The sequence below is a fragment of the Paenibacillus chitinolyticus NBRC 15660 genome, from assembly GCF_000739915.1.
Classification (GTDB): domain Bacteria; phylum Bacillota; class Bacilli; order Paenibacillales; family NBRC-103111; genus Paenibacillus_F; species Paenibacillus_F chitinolyticus.
This window is the reverse complement of record NZ_BBJT01000002.1, coordinates 1-19,848: the sequence shown is the minus strand read 5'-3', so window position 1 is coordinate 19,848 and position 19,848 is coordinate 1. Positions and strand designations below refer to the sequence as shown.

Sequence of the window (19,848 nt, the reverse complement as noted above, 5' to 3'; positions counted from 1 at the left end):
GTTCGTCGACGGGGGAAATGTTTGAGCAGACCAGTATCAAAAAGTATCCTACCTTACAAAATTGATCGGACCCTACAATAAAGTGCGTACTATTCAGGCGTAGGGGAACCTGATAACCTACATAAAGAACGATCGATCCAGATTTCGTTGAGCGGTATGGTCGTTAAAAAAATCAGAGGTGAGGTGCGAAGATATGCAGGAATATCAACTTACTTTGAAAGATAAACGAATTGTATGGGGGAAGGCTATCGATATTGAGTCTCTTATTGGCCAGTATCCAAGCGACTCCATCAGACAGGGCGCGAACGAGGCCTTGGATTGGAATTTGCCTGCCGGTATATATCGGGCAAAAGAGGTCGTTCTAGAGCTCGATAAGATGCTCGAGGCGATACTGGTTCAGCTTGGCGAACCGGTGAACGGCGATCCGACTTTGCTTTTGGACAGTCTTCAAGCCAATTTGGCAATTTCCGGACGTTTGTCATCTTTGCCGCTGGGGCCGTTGGCTCTTGAGGATAAAGCCGGCGCCGAGATTACGGCTCAGGCGCAGCGCATCGGCGAGCAATTGGTAAGCTGGGCCCGTGAAATGAATTCCGAGAAAAAGGGGGTCGTTAAGTATGGGACGGAAGCGCTCGAAAAGTTGGAATTTCGAAGCCGCTGTTATGGTCATTCCCTGACTCCGGAAGCCGTTGCTCAGGTATGGGGACCCATTGGCGGCCCAAGGATCATGCAGATTTATAATGAATACCTGCACCAATTCGTTCTGCTGCGGGATGCTTTGCTTCCGTTCGCCAATTGGGAGGAAGTTCCGTTTGAAGTCGAGGAACATGCGGGATTCAAAGGGCTCCGTTTTCTGGAGCCGGCCCGGGAGATCTTTTTAACGCAATTGCTCGGGAAGAAGTTGACTCACAAATCGATTGTTCAATATGCGCAAAGTGTCGTCAGCTCCGGTCTAATTAAAACCGGTTACGGTTTTCAATATCGTCTGGGAACCGTCTTGCCGGCGGGTTTGGGAGAGTCGGCAAGGACGGCTGCGCGGTATCTGCTGAAGTGGCATCCGGTACAAACCGTAGCGGCACATGAAGCACAAGACCCAGCTGCGGTTTCCTTCGATTATGAATATGAAGATTATTATGCCGCGCCCCGTAACGAGGCGGGAGCAGGTAAACCAGGGAACAAAGAAACACTTCCTGTTTCGGGGGAGCATTACGATGAACCATCCATCGCCCGGTTACTGCCAAATGCCGATACCGATCGATCGATCCTGCGTTTCAGTTTGGATATGGAAGGCCGCGAGTTTGCGGTAGATCTCGGTCAGCTTTTTAGAGGACACCGGTTTTTATATCGTCCGTATGGAAAGGACAATGCCGATGCCGCAGCTGCGAAGCGAGACTCCCTCAGCCGGCACCTTGCGGCAGACATTCTCTCGCATTCCGGATTGGTGACGAATACCGATGGCATTCATTTCATTCCAACCGGCGGGAATGAACTCGTGGTATGGGCATTGCTGGGCAAACTGTATCCCGAAAATGTGGTTTTATTGGACAAAGGGGATAAGCAGGAGCTGGAGGCGGCTTATGTTTCCGGCAAGGGGTTTGGAACGCAATTTTTAGTGCTGTAAGTCTTTAAACTAAACTAGATTCACTGTCCATCTGGATAGGAGCAGGATGAAGGAGTATAAGGTTAAGAGGTACCAACCTAGGTACCTCTTAAATTTTTTGAAGCGACTTCTAAGGTATGCTTTTGATCGGTGTAGGATACTTCATCGGGATAACTCTCGATATAGGTGGTGCCAAAATCGCATAACATCGTGAGCATGGGAGCCAATTGTTCGCCCAACTCGGACAAACCATATTCCACTTTTGGGGGCGAAACCGGATAAACCTTGCGAATAATGAGTCCGTCGCTTTCCAGCATTCTTAGCTGCATCGTAAGCATGCGTTGAGTTGCATCGGGAAGCAGCCGCTGCAGTTGATTAAACCGTACCGGGCCTTTTGATAAATGGTTTAATATAGATATTTTCCATTTTCCGCTGACTAAGCCTAGTATAATTTCCGAGGTACAGCGATATGTTTTGTCTCTAAAAGTAATCATCTGCCGACACATCCTTTACAGAAGAATGAAGCAAAAACCATGAGTTTCAAATTAAGCCAAATAGAATCAAAGATCGATTATTCCATATATTAAAATTAACTAGGCTCCCATGTCAACGACTTCCGGATCGATTCGTATATCTGCTCCGGACTTGCTCAAAAAGCGGGTGCGGGAGAGATTACTACATGCATATGACGTGAAGTAAATCTCGAGACTTTTGCTTTTCATGACCGGAAGATACAGGGTACTTTCTCAAACAATTATTGACATTGATAATCATTATCATTTATTATGTTTACTAGTGAACAAAATAATGGTGATTGGAGGAAGTAAGGGAAAATTAAAACACTGAATATACGATGAAATTGATAGGTATCTGATCGGTAGTTTTTGTAAGAGTACGGGTTGAACAACGCATATGAAAAGGAGTGGCGATGAAATGACAGTGAGCCTGCGCATTGAACAATTGAGGGCGGCAGTAGAAGGGAAAGAAATCTTGAAAGGTCTCAGCCTTACGGTAAATGGCGGTGAAATTCATGTCGTGATGGGACCGAATGGAACAGGAAAGAGTACATTGGCCTCCGCTTTGATGGGACACCCCAAGTACGAAGTGACGGAGGGGATGGTTACACTGAACGGAGAAGATCTGCTGGAGATGGAAGTGGATGAAAGGGCACGGGCGGGATTGTTTCTGGCTATGCAATATCCGAGTGAGATCACCGGAGTCACGAATTCCGATTTCATGCGTAGTGCGATTAATGCAAAGCGTGAAGAAGGCCAGGAAATCTCGTTCATCAAATTTGTGCGCATGATGGAATCCAGCATGCAGACGCTGGAGATGAACCCGGAATTTATGCATCGTTACTTGAACGAGGGCTTTTCCGGAGGGGAGAAAAAGCGAAATGAAATTTTGCAAATGATGATGCTCGAGCCGTCTATGGTCATTCTGGATGAAATCGACTCCGGTCTGGATATTGATGCGCTGCGCATCGTTGCTGAAGGGGTCAATGCTTTGCGCAGTGCAGACCGCGGATTTTTAATTATTACGCACTATCAGCGACTGCTTAATTATATCAAACCGGATTTCGTACATGTCATGATGCAAGGAACCATCGTAAAGTCTGGAGGGCCGGAATTAGCGGAGCGGTTAGAAGCAGACGGATATGAGTGGATCAAAGAAGAGTTGGGGATTACAGAGGAAGCTGCGGCGCCGGACGAAGAAAAGTCGTTTCAAATTCCGATGCAAACCAAGTCACCGCGTATCTGAAAGGGGAGAGACAAACATGACAATGAACCGTGCAGAGAACCGGGTATCCGGGCAACTTCACTATGAAGCGGAACCGGATTGGCTGACCAGGCTAAGGAAGAAAGGCCTCAATGCCCTCAGCAGCCTGCAGCTGCCCAAGCTGGAAAAGACGAATCTGCGGCGCTGGCCTTTAAGGCAGCAAGGCATTTGCCGTAAGCCAGAGCTGATGATGTCGCTCGATGAATTGCCGCAATCCCTCAGGAAATGGGTGTACTCTGACGATATGCTGGTACAGCGGAATTCGGGCCCATTAATCAAGCACTTGACAGAACGGCTGCAGAAGCAAGGAGTTATTCTGACCGATTTGGAAACAGCAGCACGGCAGTATCCGGAACTTGTAGAGCCTTATTTCATGCAAGCGGTGCATGCTGAAGAGAATCTGCTTACCGCGCAGCATGCCGCGCACTGGAGCGGCGGAGCCTTTATTTACGTTCCGGCGGGGGTTCATGTAGAGACCCCGCTTCAGACGCTTTTTTATGTAGACGAATCCGATACGCTCTTTATGCCGCATGTTTTAGTGGTAGCCGAGGAGCGCAGTTCCGTAACGCTAGTGGAACATACAATGTCCTCGTTAGATAAGTGCGCGGCGGTGAATCAAGCCGTTATGGAAGTATTCGTAGGCGAAGGGGCAGCAGTCAATGTCGTGTCCTTGCACCAACTGGAAAGAGACTCGATCGACCTGACTTATCGGCGTGCAATCGTTGAGCAAGACGGAAGAGTGAACTGGTTGATCGGCGAAATGAATTGGGGCAAGTCGATGAGCGATACAGCATCCATACTCAAAGGCGAAGGGGCCGGTTCGGATATAAAATCCATCTTGGTGGGATCCGGAAGTCAGACCATGAATATTACAGCCCGGACGGTCCATATCGGTAAGAATTCGCCAAGCGATATGGTAATCAGAGCGGTGATGAGAGAGCAGTCAACCGCCATATTGAACGGAATCACCAAAATTGAGAAGGGAGCAAGCGGGGCGAACGGACAGCAGACAGAAAAAGTACTGATGCTGCATCCCCATGCGCGCGGCGACGCCAACCCGATCCTGTTGATCGATGAAGACGATGTGAAAGCCGGACACGCCGCCAGCGTCGGTCAAGTCAATCCGGAACAGCTGTACTACATGATGTCCAGAGGAATTAGCCGTGTAGAGGCCGAGCAGTTAATCGTGTATGGTTTCCTCGCTCCTGTCGTGGCCGAAGTGCCGCTGGAAGGTGTAGCCGCTCAGATGCAAGCGCTCGTGGAACAAAAGCTGGGGCAAATCAGGGAAACAGATCAAGCAAGCCTATCAGAATAAGGAGGATGACAACATACGGCCAAGGAATTGGTGGAGCTGGGAGAATATCAATATGGCTTCAAAGATGCGCATCAAGCGGTGTTTCAATCCGGCAAGGGACTGACTCGTGAGATTGTTGCCACCATATCGGAGATGAAGGGTGAACCCGGCTGGATGCTCGACTTTCGACTGAAGTCGCTGGAATTGTTCCAGAATATGCCGATGCCTGCTTGGGGCGGCGATCTGCGAGAGCTAGATTTTAATGATATCCAATATTATGTCAAGCCTTCCGAAAAGCAGGGGAAAACCTGGGAGGAAGTGCCGATTGAGATTAAGCAAACCTTTGATAAGCTCGGTATACCGGAAGCGGAACAGAAGTTTCTTGCCGGCGTGTCGGCCCAGTATGAATCCGAAGTCGTCTATCACAGCATTCAGAAAGAGCTGGAGGAACAAGGGGTCATATTCACAGACACGGATACGGCGCTGCGTGAGCATCCGGATCTGCTGCGCCAATATTTTGGCACCATTATTCCGCCGAGCGATAACAAATTTGCCGCTCTTAACAGCGCAGTATGGTCAGGAGGAAGCTTTGTCTATGTTCCGAAAGGGATAAAATGCGAGGTCCCTTTGCAAGCTTACTTCCGCATCAATTCGGAGAACATGGGACAATTCGAAAGGACGCTCATTATTACGGATGAAGACAGCTTTGTGCATTATGTAGAAGGCTGCACAGCACCGATTTACAGCACGAACTCGCTGCATAGTGCCGTTGTGGAAATCATCTGTAAGAGAAATTCCCGTGCGCGATACACAACCATTCAAAATTGGGCGCCCAATATTTACAACATGGTGACAAAGCGGGCGGTAGCCGAAGAAAACGCAACTATGGAATGGGTGGACGGCAATATCGGCTCCAAGCTGACGATGAAATACCCTTCCGTATTGTTAAAAGGACGCGGAGCCAAGGGAAGTGTGCTCTCGATTGCGGTCGCCGGCAAAGGGCAGCATCAAGATGCCGGTGCCAAAATGATTCACCTGGCTCCGGATACGACATCGACCATCATATCGAAGTCGATCAGCAAGCACGGTGGTAAAGTCACGTACCGCGGTCTGGCTTCTTTTGGACGAAATGCTTCCGGAGCTAAGTCAAACATCAAATGCGATACGCTCATTCTCGATAACGAGTCCACGTCTGATACGATCCCCTATAATGAGATCATGAACGACAATGTTACGCTAGAACACGAGGCGACCGTCTCCAAGGTATCCGAGGACCAGCTCTTCTACTTGATGAGCCGCGGCTTGTCCGAAGACGAAGCGACCCAGATGATCGTGATGGGCTTCATCGAGCCGTTCACGAAAGAACTGCCCATGGAATATGCGGTTGAAATGAACAGGCTCATCAAGCTGGAGATGGAAGGCAGTATAGGGTAGCAGCCACAGGGTTGCAGCGGGAGCGAGCAGCATATAGAGAATAAGATCAAAATAATTATTTTGTTAACAAGTAAACGATATCATTAAATGGACGGTAACACCCGCTATGAAAAAAACGAATTTAACCAACACGGAAGAGCAGCAAACACAGAAACCTGTGAAGCTCGTACCCATAATTATTGCGATTTTCATGGGAAGTTTCCTCTCGCTGTTGAACAGCAATACGATTAATATTGCCTTACCGGTTTTGCAAAAAGAGTTTGCTTCCGACCTGAGCGTCGTGCAGTGGACATTGACAGGCTTTATGTTGGCGCTTGGCACGTTCGCGCCTACTGCCGGCTATTTCGGTGAACGCTTCAGTTACAAGCGATTGTATATGTTCGCCTTGCTCGGCATGACGGTTGCCTCCGTGCTGTGCGCCTTGTCCTGGAACGCGCCGATGCTGATCGCATTCCGCATTATTCAAGGTGCATTCTGCGGTATTATAGTGCCCGCGTCGATGACCATGATATTCCAGACCATACCACGACACCAACAGTCTGCCGCCATGAGCATCTGGATTGCCGCTTCGATCGTGGCGCCGGCTATCGGACCGAGTTTTGCAGGTTGGCTTATCCAGCACGGATCCTGGAAATGGCTCTTCTGGACCAATGTGCCGCTCGGGCTGCTTGCCATCGTTTTTGCCTTTTTCTTCATTCCTTACTATCGTCTGAAGGTACCGAAGGGATTCGATCTATGGGGGCTTTTGACGGTCACCGCTGCAAGCTCACTGCTGCTGATCACGTTGTCGCAAGGTTCCGGTTGGGGATGGGGATCGGCCAGTACGCTGATTTGTCTGGGAAGCGGGCTATTGGCACTGGCGCTCTTTCTTTGGCGTGAGATGTCCATCGAGTCTCCGCTTTTGCAGCTCAAAGTGTTTCTGAACCGACGCTTCACGTCGACGCTCCTATTACTCTGTATCGTAATGATCAACTTTTTTTCGGGCATGCTTCTCGTTCCCGTCTTCCTGCAAAACGTTCAGGGACATTCGCCGCTTGATACGGGGATCATTTTGTTACCGTCTACACTAGCCATGGCCGTTATGTCCTTGGTTGTCGGTAAGCTGTATAAAGTGGTTGGTCCCAAGCCATTATTGCTAGTTGGCGTGCTGCTGCTGATCGTAGGAAATCTGCCGCTGGCTTGGCTTCAAATCGACAGCTCATCTGCTTATACGCTCTTGTGGATGACAATCCGCAGTATAGGTCTAGCTCTCGTGCTAATGCCGGCGACGACTGCCGGGATGGAGGAGATTTCCCACGAGTACATCGGCCATGCCTCCTCCATTCAGAACTGGTTGCGGAATGTATTCGTATCGTTCGGTGTGGCACTTTTCACCACGCTGCTGTCTTCACGCAGTGCCGATCACGCCGCTAAGCTGACGAATGAGGATGCCGGACCGCAGTTAGCCCACCTGTCCACGACAATGGGCATTAACGATTTAAACATTTTATCCACGCTTATTGTCGTTCTGGCTCTGCCGTTTGTTTTTGCAATTCCCTCTAAACGGAAGAAGGAGCGGGCAGTGGACGGCGCTTTGAGCGATCCCGTACGTTAACCATTTCTTATCTTTGGTAGAATAAGATACTCCTCCGGCGCCGGAATATGATATATTTGTTTCTAGTTTAACAATATTCCGTGTTATAGAGGTGCAAGAGGATGAATTCACTGGAGATAACCAAACGGATGGTCTATGATCAAGTCCTGAATTATGTGCATCTGAGCGAGCAAATGATCGAATCAGAGCAAGGCAATATCTTTCAATATGCAAAGGAGCTGCAATTGCAGTCGATTCCGCGTCATTTGACAAGCGTGCACGTGATTGACTGCATCGGCAACAACAAGCAAATCAACAATACGGCGCTTGCCGAGAGGATGAACTTGTCCAAGGCTAACATTACGAAAATTAGCACGAGGCTGTTGGAGGAAGGATTTATAAAGCGAAGTCAACTGAATGACAATAAGAAGGAAATCTACTTCAGTCTGACGGCGAAGGGCAGACAAATTTTTGAACTTCATGAGCAGCTCCACAAACTGGAGGAAGAGAGGTTTATGCAATTACTCGAGCCGTTTGCGGAAGCAGAGTTACACGTTATTCTGAGATTTCTGCAGAACGTATCCTCGCATTGGGCTAACAAAGAGACGGAGTAAGCGAACGGCTGCGAGAACCGTGGAGAGTGATCTATGTGGCGGAATATTTCGAAAAAGAATTCTGATGACAAGAACTTGAAGACTTTAAAAGCCGCAAAATGCGGCTTTTTTTTGTTAAAGGATATGGAACATTAAAGGCTGCTGATTTAGCTTTGAGCTTCTTCGGACGAAAAATATCATCCTCGAAACGGCAGGGACATGTCTCCTACAAGGCCAGCGGCGAAGTGGCGTTGAGCGGGCATTATGATGGCGAGCATGATCATGATGATGATGAAGATTGATCAAGAAACTCCATTACCTTTACGGTTATTTAAAACGGCCATAATGCTTCCCATAAGACAGAATCTTATCATATAAGTTCTTATTTTTTAATGCTTTAAGCGGGTATATTTGCGGCCGCGTGTTCACTTCCAGAATCCAAGGTCTCCCCTTTGAATCGAGAGCCACATCCAAGCCGAGCTCCTGGAATCCTTTGTGATGGCGGTCAAAGTTTTTGCCTACGGCAACGCCAAGTCTTTTAAGTTTCGACTCCATCTGTGGGGTGAAGGTGGGGCTGAAATCGGTACCGTTCATCGTCTCGCTGAATGTTCTAACGGTGCCGCCTTGAGTATAATTGGTGGTTACTTTGTTGGGGTTGCCGATTTTGGTGAATAGGGCGGTGCTGACCCGATCTCCCTGTCTGTTTTTCTGGACCATAACCCGGATATCGAATGGCTTGCCATTGCTTTGGGCTAAGTTAATTCCTTTTTGCAGCAGATATGATCTGCTCCCTGCAAAGCGGTTCAGATCACGATACAATTGATTTGTAGTTGAGTATGACGTTTTGGCAGCATTCATCTGGCTTAGGTAGCCCCTGTCTGTTTTGCGGATACGGATAATGTTTGTTCCGCCTGATCCATTGGTTGGCTTAAAGAAGACGCTGCTATAGTTGTCCAGCATAGCGGACAGATTTTTTTTGTTAAACGGTAATGTGTGCGGTACGTATTTTCGAAAATAGGAATCTTTAAGCAACCATTGAGTTTTCTTCCACTTACTCTGGATGATGCTACTTTTATATTCCATAGTTGAGGGACTCACCTCTAGTTTTTGTTTAGCATATGCCGAAAAGTAGAGCGAGTCTCCATGATGGCCTTGAACTATGATATGAGCCTGCGACCATTTTGGAATAGGAATGTCCTCAAGATCTAATCATTCATGTACCAAAGTTCTTGATTCGACAAAAATTCAAAACGATCCATTACTAGGAATGGGTCGTTTTTTTATATTTATACAATGTGACACATCTTCATATAGAAACGTGAGATGACAAGAACTTATTTCGTTAACCGCGATTGAAGATAATTCTCAATTGATATTAGGACTCACGAAAAAAAATACCAAAATTTCAAATGAACAATTTGATAAAAACCGAGGTCTTTTCATGTGTAAAACAAATCAAAGAAAGAGGTACACACCATGTTAAGTATCGATTATCAGTTGTTTCAAATCATTAATGGAATGGTCGGTCATTATTCGTCTCTAGATGCAATCATGAAGTTTTTCTCCAATGACGGCGAGTATGTTTTCATCTTGGGTATCATCGTGTACTGGTTTACGCGTACCGAGCTCAATCGCCGCATGGTCATGGAAGCATTGGTTTCGGCTTGTATCGCGTTTGGGATCACGGCGGTCTTGGGGAGTCTGTTCTATCGCAATCGCCCGTTTGTCGACCACCACGTGCAGCTTCTTATCCAGCACGCACCTAATGCATCGTTTCCAAGTGATCACGCTACCGCTGCTTTTGTAGTAGCAACAGCGATTTGGTGTACTCGGCGTAAGGACGGATGGTGGTGGTTGGCTTTGGCTGCAGGAATTACCGTTTCGAGGGTCTGGACAGGCGTTCATTATCCTCTTGATGTGATTGCCGGATGTCTTTTGGGTGTAGGAACAGCTATCGGTATTCATAGTTGCATCGCTAAATCAAAATGGATTCAGATATGCTTAACCAAAGTTATCCGAGTGTATGAGCGATTTGAAGTAAGTGTTTGGCCGAAACACACAAGTTCCAGTGCCTTTATTTCAAAATCCCTTCAGTATGAGAAGAAACAAGAAGAGGTTTGCGATAAAAAAACTAATTGATAGGATGAAACAAACAGCGGCGCCATGAGTGTCGTAATGTTGATACCCGGCAAATACAATTGCGCCGGACAAGGAAAGAGTGTTAAAGGCCGGCTTAAAAGGAGAAGATATCAATAAGTGGCTGGCCCGTTCTATGACCAAAGGGGAGGGTTTTGATAGCTTAGTCTCCGGTGGGACAGGGATCATCCCTGTCGACGTTTATCTTGATCCAAGCATGACGGGGCAACCGCATGGGGGGAATGAGCGCCTAGATTATATCTGACAGAACAAAGCGGATTAAGGATAGAATTATGGCATTATGGGGAAAGCTTCCTTATCGGCAGGAGTTGAAAACACGTGGTGGATGAGGAGCTAAGTAAAATTATTGAGCGAGCAAGACGAGGCAATGAGGAAGCGTTCTCGGAACTCGTTACTCGTTTTAAAGGTCATGTCTTTCGTCATACCTACGGTTTACTGGGCGACCGGGGAGAAGCCGAAGATGCGGCCCAGGAAATATTCATGAAAGTCTATTTTGCGCTGGGAAAGCTGGATGATGTTCATGCATTCTATAGTTGGCTCATGCGCATTGTCTCGAATTTATGTAAAGATAAACTGAAACAACGAGCCAGATCCGTGGAGATCGGGGAAATGTCCAACGAAACTGTTCCTGATTTTTCCGCCCGTGATCCGAATTTGAAGGTCTCATTACAAGAAGCGCTGTCACATCTTTCGGTCGATCACAGAGAAATCCTGCTCTTACATGACGTGCAGGGCTTTCGTTATGAAGAAATCGCCGAACAAACAGGAATACCGATTGGGACAGTCAAGTCCCGTTTATTCTCCGCAAGAATGGCACTTCGGAAAATATGGAACCGAGGGGAGGGGGACTAATTTGTGCCCCGAAGAACAATTGTCAGCCTACATGGATGAGGAATTGAATGAAGAAGAGCGACTCGAAATCGAATCGCACTTAGCTCATTGTCAGTCCTGCCGTTTGTTGCTGAATGAATTCATGGAGCTAAAGCAGTCATTTTCAGCAGAGATGTTCGCGCTTGCCGAACCGGCAGGTTTTGAAAATCGTGTCATGCAGGCTGTCGCACATGAAAGTAAAATACGTAATCTCGGGAAGCTATGGCTTTTGGTACCTTTGTTAGCCGCGGTGGTGGTTATCCTGCTTACAATCGCAGCATGGCCCGTCGCTGTTCATTTCATGAATGGCGCATTAGTGATCGGAAAAGCGCTTCTATTTACGATACCGCATGCAGTGTCAAGTATGCCAGTCGTTGCAGGAGTTACGGTCGCTCTTTCGTTGACTGTACTGGTAGTTTCCTTACTATCGCTTCGCAGGTTACTTAGATCGGCTACTGTATGAGGGGAGTAGAATTATGAAAAAAATATGCTCAATGCTTGGACTCCTTATTGCGGTAATATTAATTTTTATTCCCCAAGACGCCTCCGCCCGCAGTTTTTTTGAGCATTCAACGACAACTGTTCCCGCGGGACAGACGATGGACAACTTGTATGTGCTCGGGGGGGATGCCGACATTCTTGATCATGTAACAGGAACCGTAGTTGTCGTAAATGGAAACCTACATCTCGCGTCAACCGCGAAGGTCGACGGAGCTATCGTGGTCATCGGCGGGCGGATTACACAAGATGAAGGCGCTCAAACTGGTGATGATATTCTTAATTTTACGCTTGATACTGCTACGCAGAACAGCCTTCTTATTGGAGGAGGTTTGGTTGCGGGGGTATGGGCCGTCCAACTTACCTGTAGTCTATTGCTAGTTGTGATACCCGTGTTGACCTATTTAATCGGAGGACGTAAAGCTGCAGGGTGGATAAAACGGCAGCCCGATCTGTCCTGGAAAAGACAATTATATCTTGGCGGTTTAAGCTTCATCATTTTAGCAGCTTTCTGTACGCTGTGTATCGTGACGATTATCGGTATTCCGCTTCTGCTACTTGCCATCCTTTTACTGATGATCGCCTACATCGTAGGGATTACATCCCTGAGTTATCTGGTTGGGGGATTTTTGCAAGAAAAGTGGGTACCCAATGAATGGGTTAGACTAATCATCGGAGCTTCTCTAATTGCGGCGATCGCGAACATCCCAGTCCTTGGGTGGCTAATGATTTTGTTCTTAACGTTATTTTCACTTGGTACTTTTACGAAATGCTTATCTTCACTTCGCAGGAGGAAGCCGAGGGAAATTCGCTAAAAGGTGTTCAGCATTTTAGTGAGAACAGAAAAAAGCAGAGCAGCTAGTCAAAATTCGGTAAGCGTTTCGTTCGGAAGTCAATTATTTCAACGGAGGATCTATGAGCACCGCATATTCGTATCAGCCAAATTAAAAAGCTGGCGGAGTCACCGAAAAAAGTATGGCAGCATGTTCATTAAAATTATTTTCCCATTTGTGCTTCATTTGTGCCGGTATTTTTACACTGTCGCCAGGTTCCAATACGTATTCTTCATCGTTTAAAATTACTTTAATTTTCCCTTCTAACACAAAAGCAACCTCTTCTCCTTTATGTTCCATCTGTTTCTCGGATGAAGCGGTGTTCGGTGGCAAATTCATAATTGCTGTTGCCAGGTTTCCAGTAAAATCAGGCGAAACTAGCTCATAAGAGATGTTATCCATGACCATTTTCTTTCGGTTAGTAGATCTAACCACTAAATCAACCGTGTTTGTTTCTTCCATGAAAAAACTGAATGTAGGAACTTCTAGAGATTTCGCTAAAACCTTAATAGTCTGAATAGAAGGGTTTGCTAAGCCGCGTTCGATTTGGCTCAACATGGAAGGCGTGATTTCAGCTAACTTTGCTAATTGTCTAATACTAAAGTCTTTAGCTTTTCTATATTTTTCAACCTTTTTACCGATATCTATATTTTCCATTCCAATGCACCCCTTGATCATCAATCGTTAATTTTCATTTAACATTATTAAATGTAACTTAACAAAAGAATCCATTCGTGTTAAACTGTATTTAACATTTATAAGTTACATTTTACTTGGTTTTGATGACGATAATCAAGTCAATGAGGAGGATTGATCAAGTGAAAGAGTTTGAATTCAGCGAGCTGCCTTTACTAAACAAACTCATCTCCACGAAGGAAATATTGTGGTTAAATCCTAAACTTGAAAAGTTTGAAACAGGAATCACAAAATCCCCCCTTACTCAAGATGATGTTAGGGATGCAGAGGAACGGTTGAAGCGTTTTGCTCCGTATATTGCCAAGGTTTTCCCGGAAACAAAACCGATGAATGGGATAATAGAATCTCCTTTAAAGAGAATTCCTTCCATGAAACAATTCTTAGAGCAAAATTATCAGCAGCCTATATTAGGTGAATTATTGCTTAAGTGTGATAGTCACCTTCCTATATCGGGGTCTATAAAAGCAAGAGGCGGGATTTATGAAGTTCTCAAACATGCGGAAGAATTAGCTCTTCAACATCAATTGCTGACGATTCAAGATGACTATTCCATTTTAGATAGTGCTCGGTTTCGAACATTCTTCTCCCAATATTCAATCGCAGTAGGCTCGACTGGAAATTTAGGACTTAGCATAGGCATAATGAGTGCGAAATTAGGCTTTAATGTGACCGTTCATATGTCGGCTGATGCAAAACAATGGAAAAAAGACTTGCTCCGAAACAAAAATGTGAATGTAATTGAATATGAATCGGATTATAGTAAAGCAGTAGAGGAAGGCCGGCTCCAAGCAGACGGGGACCCTTCCTGTTATTTTGTAGATGATGAAAATTCTCATGATCTGTTTTTAGGATACGCAGTAGCAGCATCTCGATTAAAAAAACAATTAGAAGAGTTAGAGATAACAATTGATGAACATCATCCTTTGTTTGTTTACCTTCCATGTGGAGTAGGTGGGGGTCCTGGCGGTATAGCTTTTGGATTGAAGTTATTGTATCAAGATCATGTTCACTGCTTCTTTGCAGAACCTACCCACTCTCCATGCATGTTACTTGGTTTAATGACCGGACTTCACGATAAAATTTCCGTACAAGATATTGGGCTTGATAATGTTACAGATGCTGACGGACTTGCTGTTGGAAGACCATCCGGATTTGTGGGTAAAACCATAGAACCGTTTCTGAGTGGTAATTATACGGTTAGCGATGAACACTTGTATACGTTATTAAAGGAATTAGTTGATACAGAGGGGATTCATTTAGAACCTTCAGCACTGGCGGGTATGATAGGACCCATTAAATTAAGTCAAGAAGGAACCGATTATTTACTCAAGCATAATTTAACGGAAAAAATGAGTAAGGGTGCTCACATTATTTGGGGGACTGGCGGAAATATGGTTCCTGAAGATATGATGAGGCAGTATTATCAAAAAGGATTGAATTTAACACGAACAAAAAAGAACCCCTAATTGCGGGGGTCTTTTTTTGTTATATTTTATATATGGAAGAGCAACCAAGTCATTGAGCATTTCACTTTTTAATTTTAGAAAAAGGAGTACGGCAAAATTTATTTCGTTAACCACGTACAAGGGAGTCCTAAATTGAGTCATTTATTAAGATTAAATCAAATGAAAAATAAAAATTACTATGAACTATTCCCAGGTGTTTTAACAAAAGGCTATAGTAATGCTGAGTCCGTTTATATTGAAGATGACTTATTTGTCTTTTTAAGACCCGCAATTAAAAACGGATATGAACCTTTCGAAAGTTTCAATCGTTTTGAAATTCCAAAGGAAAATTGGGTTCAGATCATAAGTGGATTCGTCATAATAAGGGAATATTTATATAATCATCAAACGACTGAACTGGCCGAGTACATACAACCACATTTTAAGACACAAACGGAGAGCTTTTTAAAAAAGTATTTGAAAAATAGGGTTCTGATTGATGAAATAATCAATGATTTGATTACGTGGATTGAAGAACAGTTAATTACAAACGAGTGTATTACACTCATTGGATTATAGGGAGGCTTCGAAGGAACAATCTAAAAGCGATAAAGTGAACACGCCATGGGAGAAGTCGGACATTTCGTTACGGTATAAAGGAGATAAATTGGTGAATATTGACGTGAAGGTTTTAACGGAAATCATTAATAGCTGGGACCCTGTTGGTCTTTTAGCTGGAGGAGCTCCAGAAGACGAATACAGCATTGAAACGGGAAACCCGGTTATATAATGTGCCTTGAAATACACAATTCCCAGATGTTACATTTTAATAGAGCAGTATAGTTACTACTAAAAATGGAAAGAAGGCTGACGACATGGGAATGCGTGGATATTACTTTGCTTTGGATGACAATCTGGTGCAGCAAATCGCGGCAGGCGACATTGCATTGAAGAGTTTGAAAATAGACAATTATCCCGGACTGGACATTGATAGATCCTGGGAGGCGATTCACTACTTGCTTTGTGGTGATATTTCCGATGGAGAGCCCCCTCTTGGCTATGTTGTTCCGCTGACGTCAGACAAAGGCATCGATTTTGGCTCATTCGGGGCTTTTTCCTTACGCGCCGAGCAAGTTGCAGAAGCGCTTCAGGCTATGTCTGAGCTGGATGAAGCGCAGCTGCGCTTGCGGTATGATTTCCCGGCCATGGTCAAAGAAGAGGTGTATCCTCTTGAGGCGGGCACTGTTTCAGACGAGGATGAGGACGCGTTATTTGCCTACATGCTTCAGCATTTTAACGAAATCCGGCGTTTCTACAGCCAAACTGCAGCCGAGGGCAAAGGTCTCATCTTCTATATTTTCTAATTCCAATAATTTAAGTCATCGCAAACGGCAAAAAATCATTACATAGGCTCACAAGATTCCTCGCCTAACTTCATATTGTCGGACATAAGGAACGACCCCGAGCTTAGATAAAGTTCGGGGTCGTGAAACTTTTATTTAATGGAGGATTCATAATTAATCGTAGTTAGGGGAGGGCATAAGCATATGAAAAGTATGGAGCATAATAAAAACATTTACAGATTTGAGTATGTTTGACGCGGATAGCTTTGACTTGATTGTACATCCGGTATCCAATTTGTATGTGCCTGAAATTCAGCCGGTCTGGCAAGAAGCATTTCGTGTGTTGAAGCCCGGAGGCAGCCTAATCAGCGGATTTATGAATCCCGTATTTTATTTATTTGATTGGGATCTTCAAGAGGAAGGGGTCCTTCAAGTGAAGCATTCCATCCCATATTTGGAACTTGATTATTCAACAGAAGAAGAGATTGCCAAGAATAGAATACCACTTGAATTCGGCCACACGTTGGAGCAGCAATTGCAAGGCCAAATCGAGTGTCCTATTTCTCGGTTACATTGGGGGATTACTTGTTGATAGGAAAGGTTCTTTATTCGTGTTAACCATTGGAGTTGCATTTCTTTCCATCAGCTATTTGATAGCTGCCTTATTTATTGGAGCAACACCATGGCTCATGACAATTGTATTAGTTTTTGTTTTTGGAGGACTTTCTTTTACGAAAACAGTTATATCCACCATTGTTTCGGGTAGTTTGAAACAAAAGGAAACGGGTGCTGGAATGAGCTTGCTTAATTTCACAAGCTTTTTATCAGAAGGGATGGGTATTGCAGTTGTAGGTGGCTTATTATCAATCGGTTTACTGGATCGAAGGCTGCTACCTATGAACGCTGATCCATCCACCTATTTGTACAGCAATATGCTATTTCTTTTTGCAGGAATCATCGCCATCAGTTGGCTGGTTACTATGAAGGTATATAAACGTTCACAAAGAGATTTCTAGAATGACCGGAGGATTCATTTTGATCCATCTTCAAAATGAATCCTTTTTTTGTAAAATAAAGCCGAAGCCCAACACAAAAGGGCACAAATTTTGAATAGGAGTGATTATAATGCGGCAACTCAATCATATTCGAAAGGAACATTATGACATGAACAAAGAAAAGAGGATTTTCACGAATGCATACTATGAATATAGGGATTCTCGCGCACGTAGACGCCGGGAAGACGAGTTTGGCTGAGCGTATTTTGTTCGATACGCATGTCATCAATGAGCTGGGAAAGGTCGACCAAGGAAATACACAGACGGATGCTATGGAATTGGAACGAAAGAGAGGCATCACGATTAAGGCGTCCGTCGTTTCTTTTGTCGCCCATGGTTTGAAGATCAATTTAATCGACACGCCGGGCCATGCGGATTTTATCGCGGAAGTGGAGCGGTCCCTGAGCGTATTAGACGGCGTTATACTGGTTGTTTCGGCGGTGGAAGGTGTACAAGCGCAAACCAAAATATTGTTTTCCGTCTTGAACAAAATGGGACTTCCCACGATTCTATTCGTGAACAAAATAGATCTCACCGGCGCTCATTTCGATGCCACGATCATGCGGATCCGCGACAAACTGACCCCGAACGCTATTTCCCTTTGCCGGGTTGAACATGCAGGAACCAAGATGGCGTCTGTAGCCGAACACCGTTTTGACTGGAATACGGATCCAGCTTTTCTGGAACAATGCATCGAACTCGTGGCAGAGTATGATGAGCAATTGTTGGAGTCTTACGTTAACGGCGAAGGTATATCCGAAGAGCAAGTGAAGAAAAAATTCGGTAAGCAAGTAAGGCAAAGCGAATGTATATCCGGTTTATTTCGGTTCCGCCGTGACGGGAGAGGGCGTATCCCATTTGCTCTCCGGTGTGACCGAGTGGTTTCCGGTGAACGAGCATGTGGAGAAAGAGCCGTTGTCGGGTGTCGTGTTCAAGCTCGAGAAGGAGCCGTCCGGCGAAAAGGCAGCTTATGTCAGACTGTTCTCTGGCAGCATGAACATGAGGGAACAAGTAAAGCTGCAGCGAAAAAACAAGCAGGACGCATATGAAACGCGCATCTGCAAAATCAAAAAACTGCATGCCCTAATAAACGGAAAGTCAGTTCCCGCTGCCAAAGTAACCTCCGGGGATTTGGGCAAAGTATGGGGACTCGAGAATGTGCAGATCGGGGATGTCGTCGGCGAGCGGTCCGATTTGATCAAGCGCTTCAGCTTCGCCGTTCCGCAAATGGAGACGCGAATCGAACCGGTAGAACCAAACAAAGCGCATCTGCTGTACCAGGCGCTTATTGGCATGTCGGAGGAAGATCCGTTAATCCAAGTGGTGAAAGATGATTTTCATCAAGACCTGTATATCCGCATTTTCGGCGAAGTGCAAAAAGAAGTAATTGAGGCGGCCTTGCAGGAGGATTATGAATTAGATGTCCGGTTCTCGGAGACGAGAACCATCTGCCTGGAAAAAGCGGCAGGAACGGGGCAGGCGGTGGAGATTATCATGGAGGCCAATAATCCCTTTTTTGCGACTGTAGGACTAAAAGTCGAGCCCGGTTTGCCCGGAAGCGGGATCGACTACCGTCTGGAAGTCGAGTTGGGCTCGCTGCCGCTTGCCTTCCATAAAGCCATTGAGGAGACGGTTTGCACTACGTTGAAACAAGGCTTGTACGGCTGGGAAGTCACCGATATTGTCGTCTCCTTGACCCAAACCGGTTATTTTAGCCCGACATCGGCAGCGGGTGATTTTAGAAAGCTGGTACCCCTTGTATTGATGGAGGCGCTGGCGCAAGCGGGTACCCATGTATATGAGCCTATTCATGCGTTCGAGTTAACAGTCCCCGCCGCGATATTGAGCAAAGCGGTATTCAAACTATCCGCCGTACAAGCGGTTGTACACGAAACGGCTATGCATAACGACACGTTTTATATAACAGGCACCATCCCCGTAGCCGCCACCGAAGGCTTCAAGAGAAGCTTGCATACATTTACCCGGGGTGAAGGCGTCATGCTGGTCGAGCCGGCCGGATTCATCCGGATAAACGGCGACTTGCCGACAAGAGAGCGAACCGATTACAATCCGTTGAATCGGAAAGAATATTTGCTTCATGTTCTGCGCGCTTATTGAGGCTGTGTGCGTTCACGTATAGGATTTGCAACCCGAGTGCAGCTAAATGCTCCACTCGGGTTGTTTGTCGTGCGCGCAGCATGGGCGATAGCTTTAAGGTGTAATTTCGAACAAGGGGCTGTACCAAACGTTAGCTCAAGGCAAGGCCGGTCTTAGAAGTTAAACTTGTATGAATGTTTTTCAACCTTATCGGTTAAATTATTATTCGATTGTTTAGAGATCCTAATGATGATTGTAAGGTCATAAAACAATTCCGAAAATGGGAGATGGAGTGTGACGATGACTACTGCCGACATAAACGGATACTCCATGCATTATATCGATCAAGGAAAAGGAACCGCCATCCTCTTCATTCATCCTCCGGTTCTTACAAGCTTAAATTTCACATACCAAATTCAAGGGCTATCGCCTCATTTTCGAACCATTGCTTTTGACATCAGAGGACACGGTAAGAGTCAGCCTTCCAAACAAACGGTTACCTATCCTTTAATCGTTGAGGATATTAAACAGTTGATGGACCGGTTGAGCATCGATAAATTTTTCTTGTGCGGATATTCTACTGG

The 19,848-nt window shown here is 45.6% G+C and carries 19 protein-coding genes and 2 pseudogenes; 18 read left to right on the top strand and 3 right to left on the bottom strand.

Going from position 1 to position 19,848, the window contains the following annotated elements; genetic code table 11:
- Positions 1-193 precede the first annotated feature (193 nt).
- Positions 194-1,618, top strand: a complete 1,425-nt coding sequence (locus tag PCH01S_RS01915; protein WP_042226347.1) for a hypothetical protein — start codon at positions 194-196, stop codon at positions 1,616-1,618.
- Positions 1,619-1,695: 77 nt separating this feature from the next.
- On the opposite strand, the gene PCH01S_RS01910 is transcribed toward PCH01S_RS01915, so the two are convergent.
- Positions 1,696-2,091 carry a winged helix-turn-helix transcriptional regulator gene (locus PCH01S_RS01910; protein WP_042226346.1) on the bottom strand — a complete coding sequence of 132 codons (396 nt, stop codon included), beginning with the start codon at positions 2,089-2,091 and terminating at the stop codon, positions 1,696-1,698.
- Positions 2,092-2,530: 439 nt separating this feature from the next.
- On the opposite strand from PCH01S_RS01910, the gene sufC reads away from it, so the two are divergent.
- The 6 genes from sufC (at position 2,531) to PCH01S_RS30150 (ending at position 8,572) form a co-directional block, all read left to right on the top strand.
- On the top strand, positions 2,531-3,358 hold the full coding sequence (sufC, locus tag PCH01S_RS01905) for a Fe-S cluster assembly ATPase SufC (protein ID WP_042226344.1): 828 nt from the start codon (positions 2,531-2,533) through the stop codon (positions 3,356-3,358).
- Between the two features lie 16 nt (positions 3,359-3,374).
- Entirely contained in the window at positions 3,375-4,691 is a 1,317-nt protein-coding gene (gene sufD, locus PCH01S_RS01900) for a Fe-S cluster assembly protein SufD (protein ID WP_042226343.1), read from the top strand.
- A gap of 27 nt (positions 4,692-4,718) precedes the next feature.
- Positions 4,719-6,104 (top strand): Fe-S cluster assembly protein SufB, encoded by a 1,386-nt coding sequence (gene sufB, locus PCH01S_RS01895; RefSeq protein WP_042226341.1) that lies wholly within the window; start codon positions 4,719-4,721, stop codon positions 6,102-6,104.
- Positions 6,105-6,210: 106 nt separating this feature from the next.
- Positions 6,211-7,698, top strand: a complete 1,488-nt coding sequence (locus PCH01S_RS01890) for an MDR family MFS transporter (RefSeq protein ID WP_042226339.1) — start codon at positions 6,211-6,213, stop codon at positions 7,696-7,698.
- Between the two features lie 101 nt (positions 7,699-7,799).
- Positions 7,800-8,291 (top strand): MarR family transcriptional regulator, encoded by a 492-nt coding sequence (locus PCH01S_RS01885; RefSeq protein WP_042226337.1) that lies wholly within the window; start codon positions 7,800-7,802, stop codon positions 8,289-8,291.
- A gap of 98 nt (positions 8,292-8,389) precedes the next feature.
- Positions 8,390-8,572, top strand: coding sequence for a hypothetical protein (locus tag PCH01S_RS30150; protein ID WP_129112505.1), 183 nt, complete (start codon positions 8,390-8,392; stop codon positions 8,570-8,572).
- 25 nt (positions 8,573-8,597) lie between these two features.
- Here PCH01S_RS30150 and PCH01S_RS01880 read toward each other — a convergent pair whose 3' ends face one another.
- Positions 8,598-9,353, bottom strand: a complete 756-nt coding sequence (locus PCH01S_RS01880; protein ID WP_042226336.1) for a YheC/YheD family protein — start codon at positions 9,351-9,353, stop codon at positions 8,598-8,600.
- Positions 9,354-9,746: 393 nt separating this feature from the next.
- Here PCH01S_RS01880 and PCH01S_RS01875 point away from each other — a divergent pair, with 393 nt between their 5' ends.
- The 4 genes from PCH01S_RS01875 (at position 9,747) to PCH01S_RS01860 (ending at position 12,610) form a co-directional block, all read left to right on the top strand.
- Positions 9,747-10,409: an undecaprenyl-diphosphatase gene (locus tag PCH01S_RS01875; RefSeq protein ID WP_053228618.1), complete on the top strand. Its 663-nt coding sequence runs from the start codon at positions 9,747-9,749 to the stop codon at positions 10,407-10,409.
- 336 nt (positions 10,410-10,745) lie between these two features.
- Positions 10,746-11,279, top strand: coding sequence for an RNA polymerase sigma factor (locus PCH01S_RS01870; protein ID WP_042226335.1), 534 nt, complete (start codon positions 10,746-10,748; stop codon positions 11,277-11,279).
- A gap of 1 nt (position 11,280) precedes the next feature.
- On the top strand, positions 11,281-11,760 hold the full coding sequence (locus tag PCH01S_RS01865) for a zf-HC2 domain-containing protein (RefSeq protein ID WP_042226332.1): 480 nt from the start codon (positions 11,281-11,283) through the stop codon (positions 11,758-11,760).
- A gap of 13 nt (positions 11,761-11,773) precedes the next feature.
- Positions 11,774-12,610, top strand: coding sequence for a hypothetical protein (locus PCH01S_RS01860; protein ID WP_042226329.1), 837 nt, complete (start codon positions 11,774-11,776; stop codon positions 12,608-12,610).
- Positions 12,611-12,739: 129 nt separating this feature from the next.
- Here the strand turns inward: PCH01S_RS01860 and PCH01S_RS01855 are convergent, their stop codons facing one another.
- Positions 12,740-13,285: a helix-turn-helix domain-containing protein gene (locus PCH01S_RS01855; protein WP_042226326.1), complete on the bottom strand. Its 546-nt coding sequence runs from the start codon at positions 13,283-13,285 to the stop codon at positions 12,740-12,742.
- A 161-nt stretch (positions 13,286-13,446) separates the two neighbouring features.
- Between PCH01S_RS01855 and PCH01S_RS01850 the strand changes: the two genes are divergently transcribed.
- The 7 genes and pseudogenes from PCH01S_RS01850 to PCH01S_RS01825 form a co-directional block, all read left to right on the top strand.
- A complete protein-coding gene (locus PCH01S_RS01850; protein ID WP_407670189.1) occupies positions 13,447-14,790 on the top strand; it encodes a D-serine ammonia-lyase in 1,344 nt (447 codons plus the stop codon).
- Between the two features lie 132 nt (positions 14,791-14,922).
- Positions 14,923-15,348: a hypothetical protein gene (locus PCH01S_RS01845; RefSeq protein WP_129112504.1), complete on the top strand. Its 426-nt coding sequence runs from the start codon at positions 14,923-14,925 to the stop codon at positions 15,346-15,348.
- 296 nt (positions 15,349-15,644) lie between these two features.
- Positions 15,645-16,133: a YfbM family protein gene (locus tag PCH01S_RS01840; RefSeq protein ID WP_042226322.1), complete on the top strand. Its 489-nt coding sequence runs from the start codon at positions 15,645-15,647 to the stop codon at positions 16,131-16,133.
- A gap of 220 nt (positions 16,134-16,353) precedes the next feature.
- Positions 16,354-16,704 (top strand): class I SAM-dependent methyltransferase, encoded by a 351-nt coding sequence (locus PCH01S_RS31180; protein WP_409372151.1) that lies wholly within the window; start codon positions 16,354-16,356, stop codon positions 16,702-16,704.
- A pseudogene (locus PCH01S_RS31175) lies at positions 16,664-17,128 on the top strand (MFS transporter); the annotation flags it as partial. The gene PCH01S_RS31180 and the pseudogene PCH01S_RS31175, both read left to right, overlap by 41 nt.
- A gap of 176 nt (positions 17,129-17,304) precedes the next feature.
- Positions 17,305-19,285 (top strand): annotated as a pseudogene (locus PCH01S_RS01830) (GTP-binding protein).
- A 279-nt stretch (positions 19,286-19,564) separates the two neighbouring features.
- Positions 19,565-19,848: alpha/beta fold hydrolase (locus PCH01S_RS01825; protein ID WP_042226320.1), on the top strand; the 284-nt coding region annotated here is incomplete at its 3' end.

What these genes read in the sequence shown, in the direction of transcription:
- PCH01S_RS01915 (WP_042226347.1), top strand. Translation starts at nt 194, where the DNA reads ATGCAGGAATATCAACTTACTTTGAAAGATAAACGAATTGTATGGGGG.
- PCH01S_RS01910 (WP_042226346.1), bottom strand. Translation starts at nt 2,091, where the DNA reads ATGATTACTTTTAGAGACAAAACATATCGCTGTACCTCGGAAATTATA.
- sufC (WP_042226344.1), top strand. Translation starts at nt 2,531, where the DNA reads ATGACAGTGAGCCTGCGCATTGAACAATTGAGGGCGGCAGTAGAAGGG.
- sufD (WP_042226343.1), top strand. Translation starts at nt 3,375, where the DNA reads ATGACAATGAACCGTGCAGAGAACCGGGTATCCGGGCAACTTCACTAT.
- PCH01S_RS01890 (WP_042226339.1), top strand. Translation starts at nt 6,211, where the DNA reads ATGAAAAAAACGAATTTAACCAACACGGAAGAGCAGCAAACACAGAAA.
- PCH01S_RS01885 (WP_042226337.1), top strand. Translation starts at nt 7,800, where the DNA reads ATGAATTCACTGGAGATAACCAAACGGATGGTCTATGATCAAGTCCTG.
- PCH01S_RS30150 (WP_129112505.1), top strand. Translation starts at nt 8,390, where the DNA reads ATGCGGCTTTTTTTTGTTAAAGGATATGGAACATTAAAGGCTGCTGAT.
- PCH01S_RS01880 (WP_042226336.1), bottom strand. Translation starts at nt 9,353, where the DNA reads ATGGAATATAAAAGTAGCATCATCCAGAGTAAGTGGAAGAAAACTCAA.
- PCH01S_RS01875 (WP_053228618.1), top strand. Translation starts at nt 9,747, where the DNA reads ATGTTAAGTATCGATTATCAGTTGTTTCAAATCATTAATGGAATGGTC.
- PCH01S_RS01860 (WP_042226329.1), top strand. Translation starts at nt 11,774, where the DNA reads ATGAAAAAAATATGCTCAATGCTTGGACTCCTTATTGCGGTAATATTA.
- PCH01S_RS01855 (WP_042226326.1), bottom strand. Translation starts at nt 13,285, where the DNA reads ATGGAAAATATAGATATCGGTAAAAAGGTTGAAAAATATAGAAAAGCT.
- PCH01S_RS01840 (WP_042226322.1), top strand. Translation starts at nt 15,645, where the DNA reads ATGGGAATGCGTGGATATTACTTTGCTTTGGATGACAATCTGGTGCAG.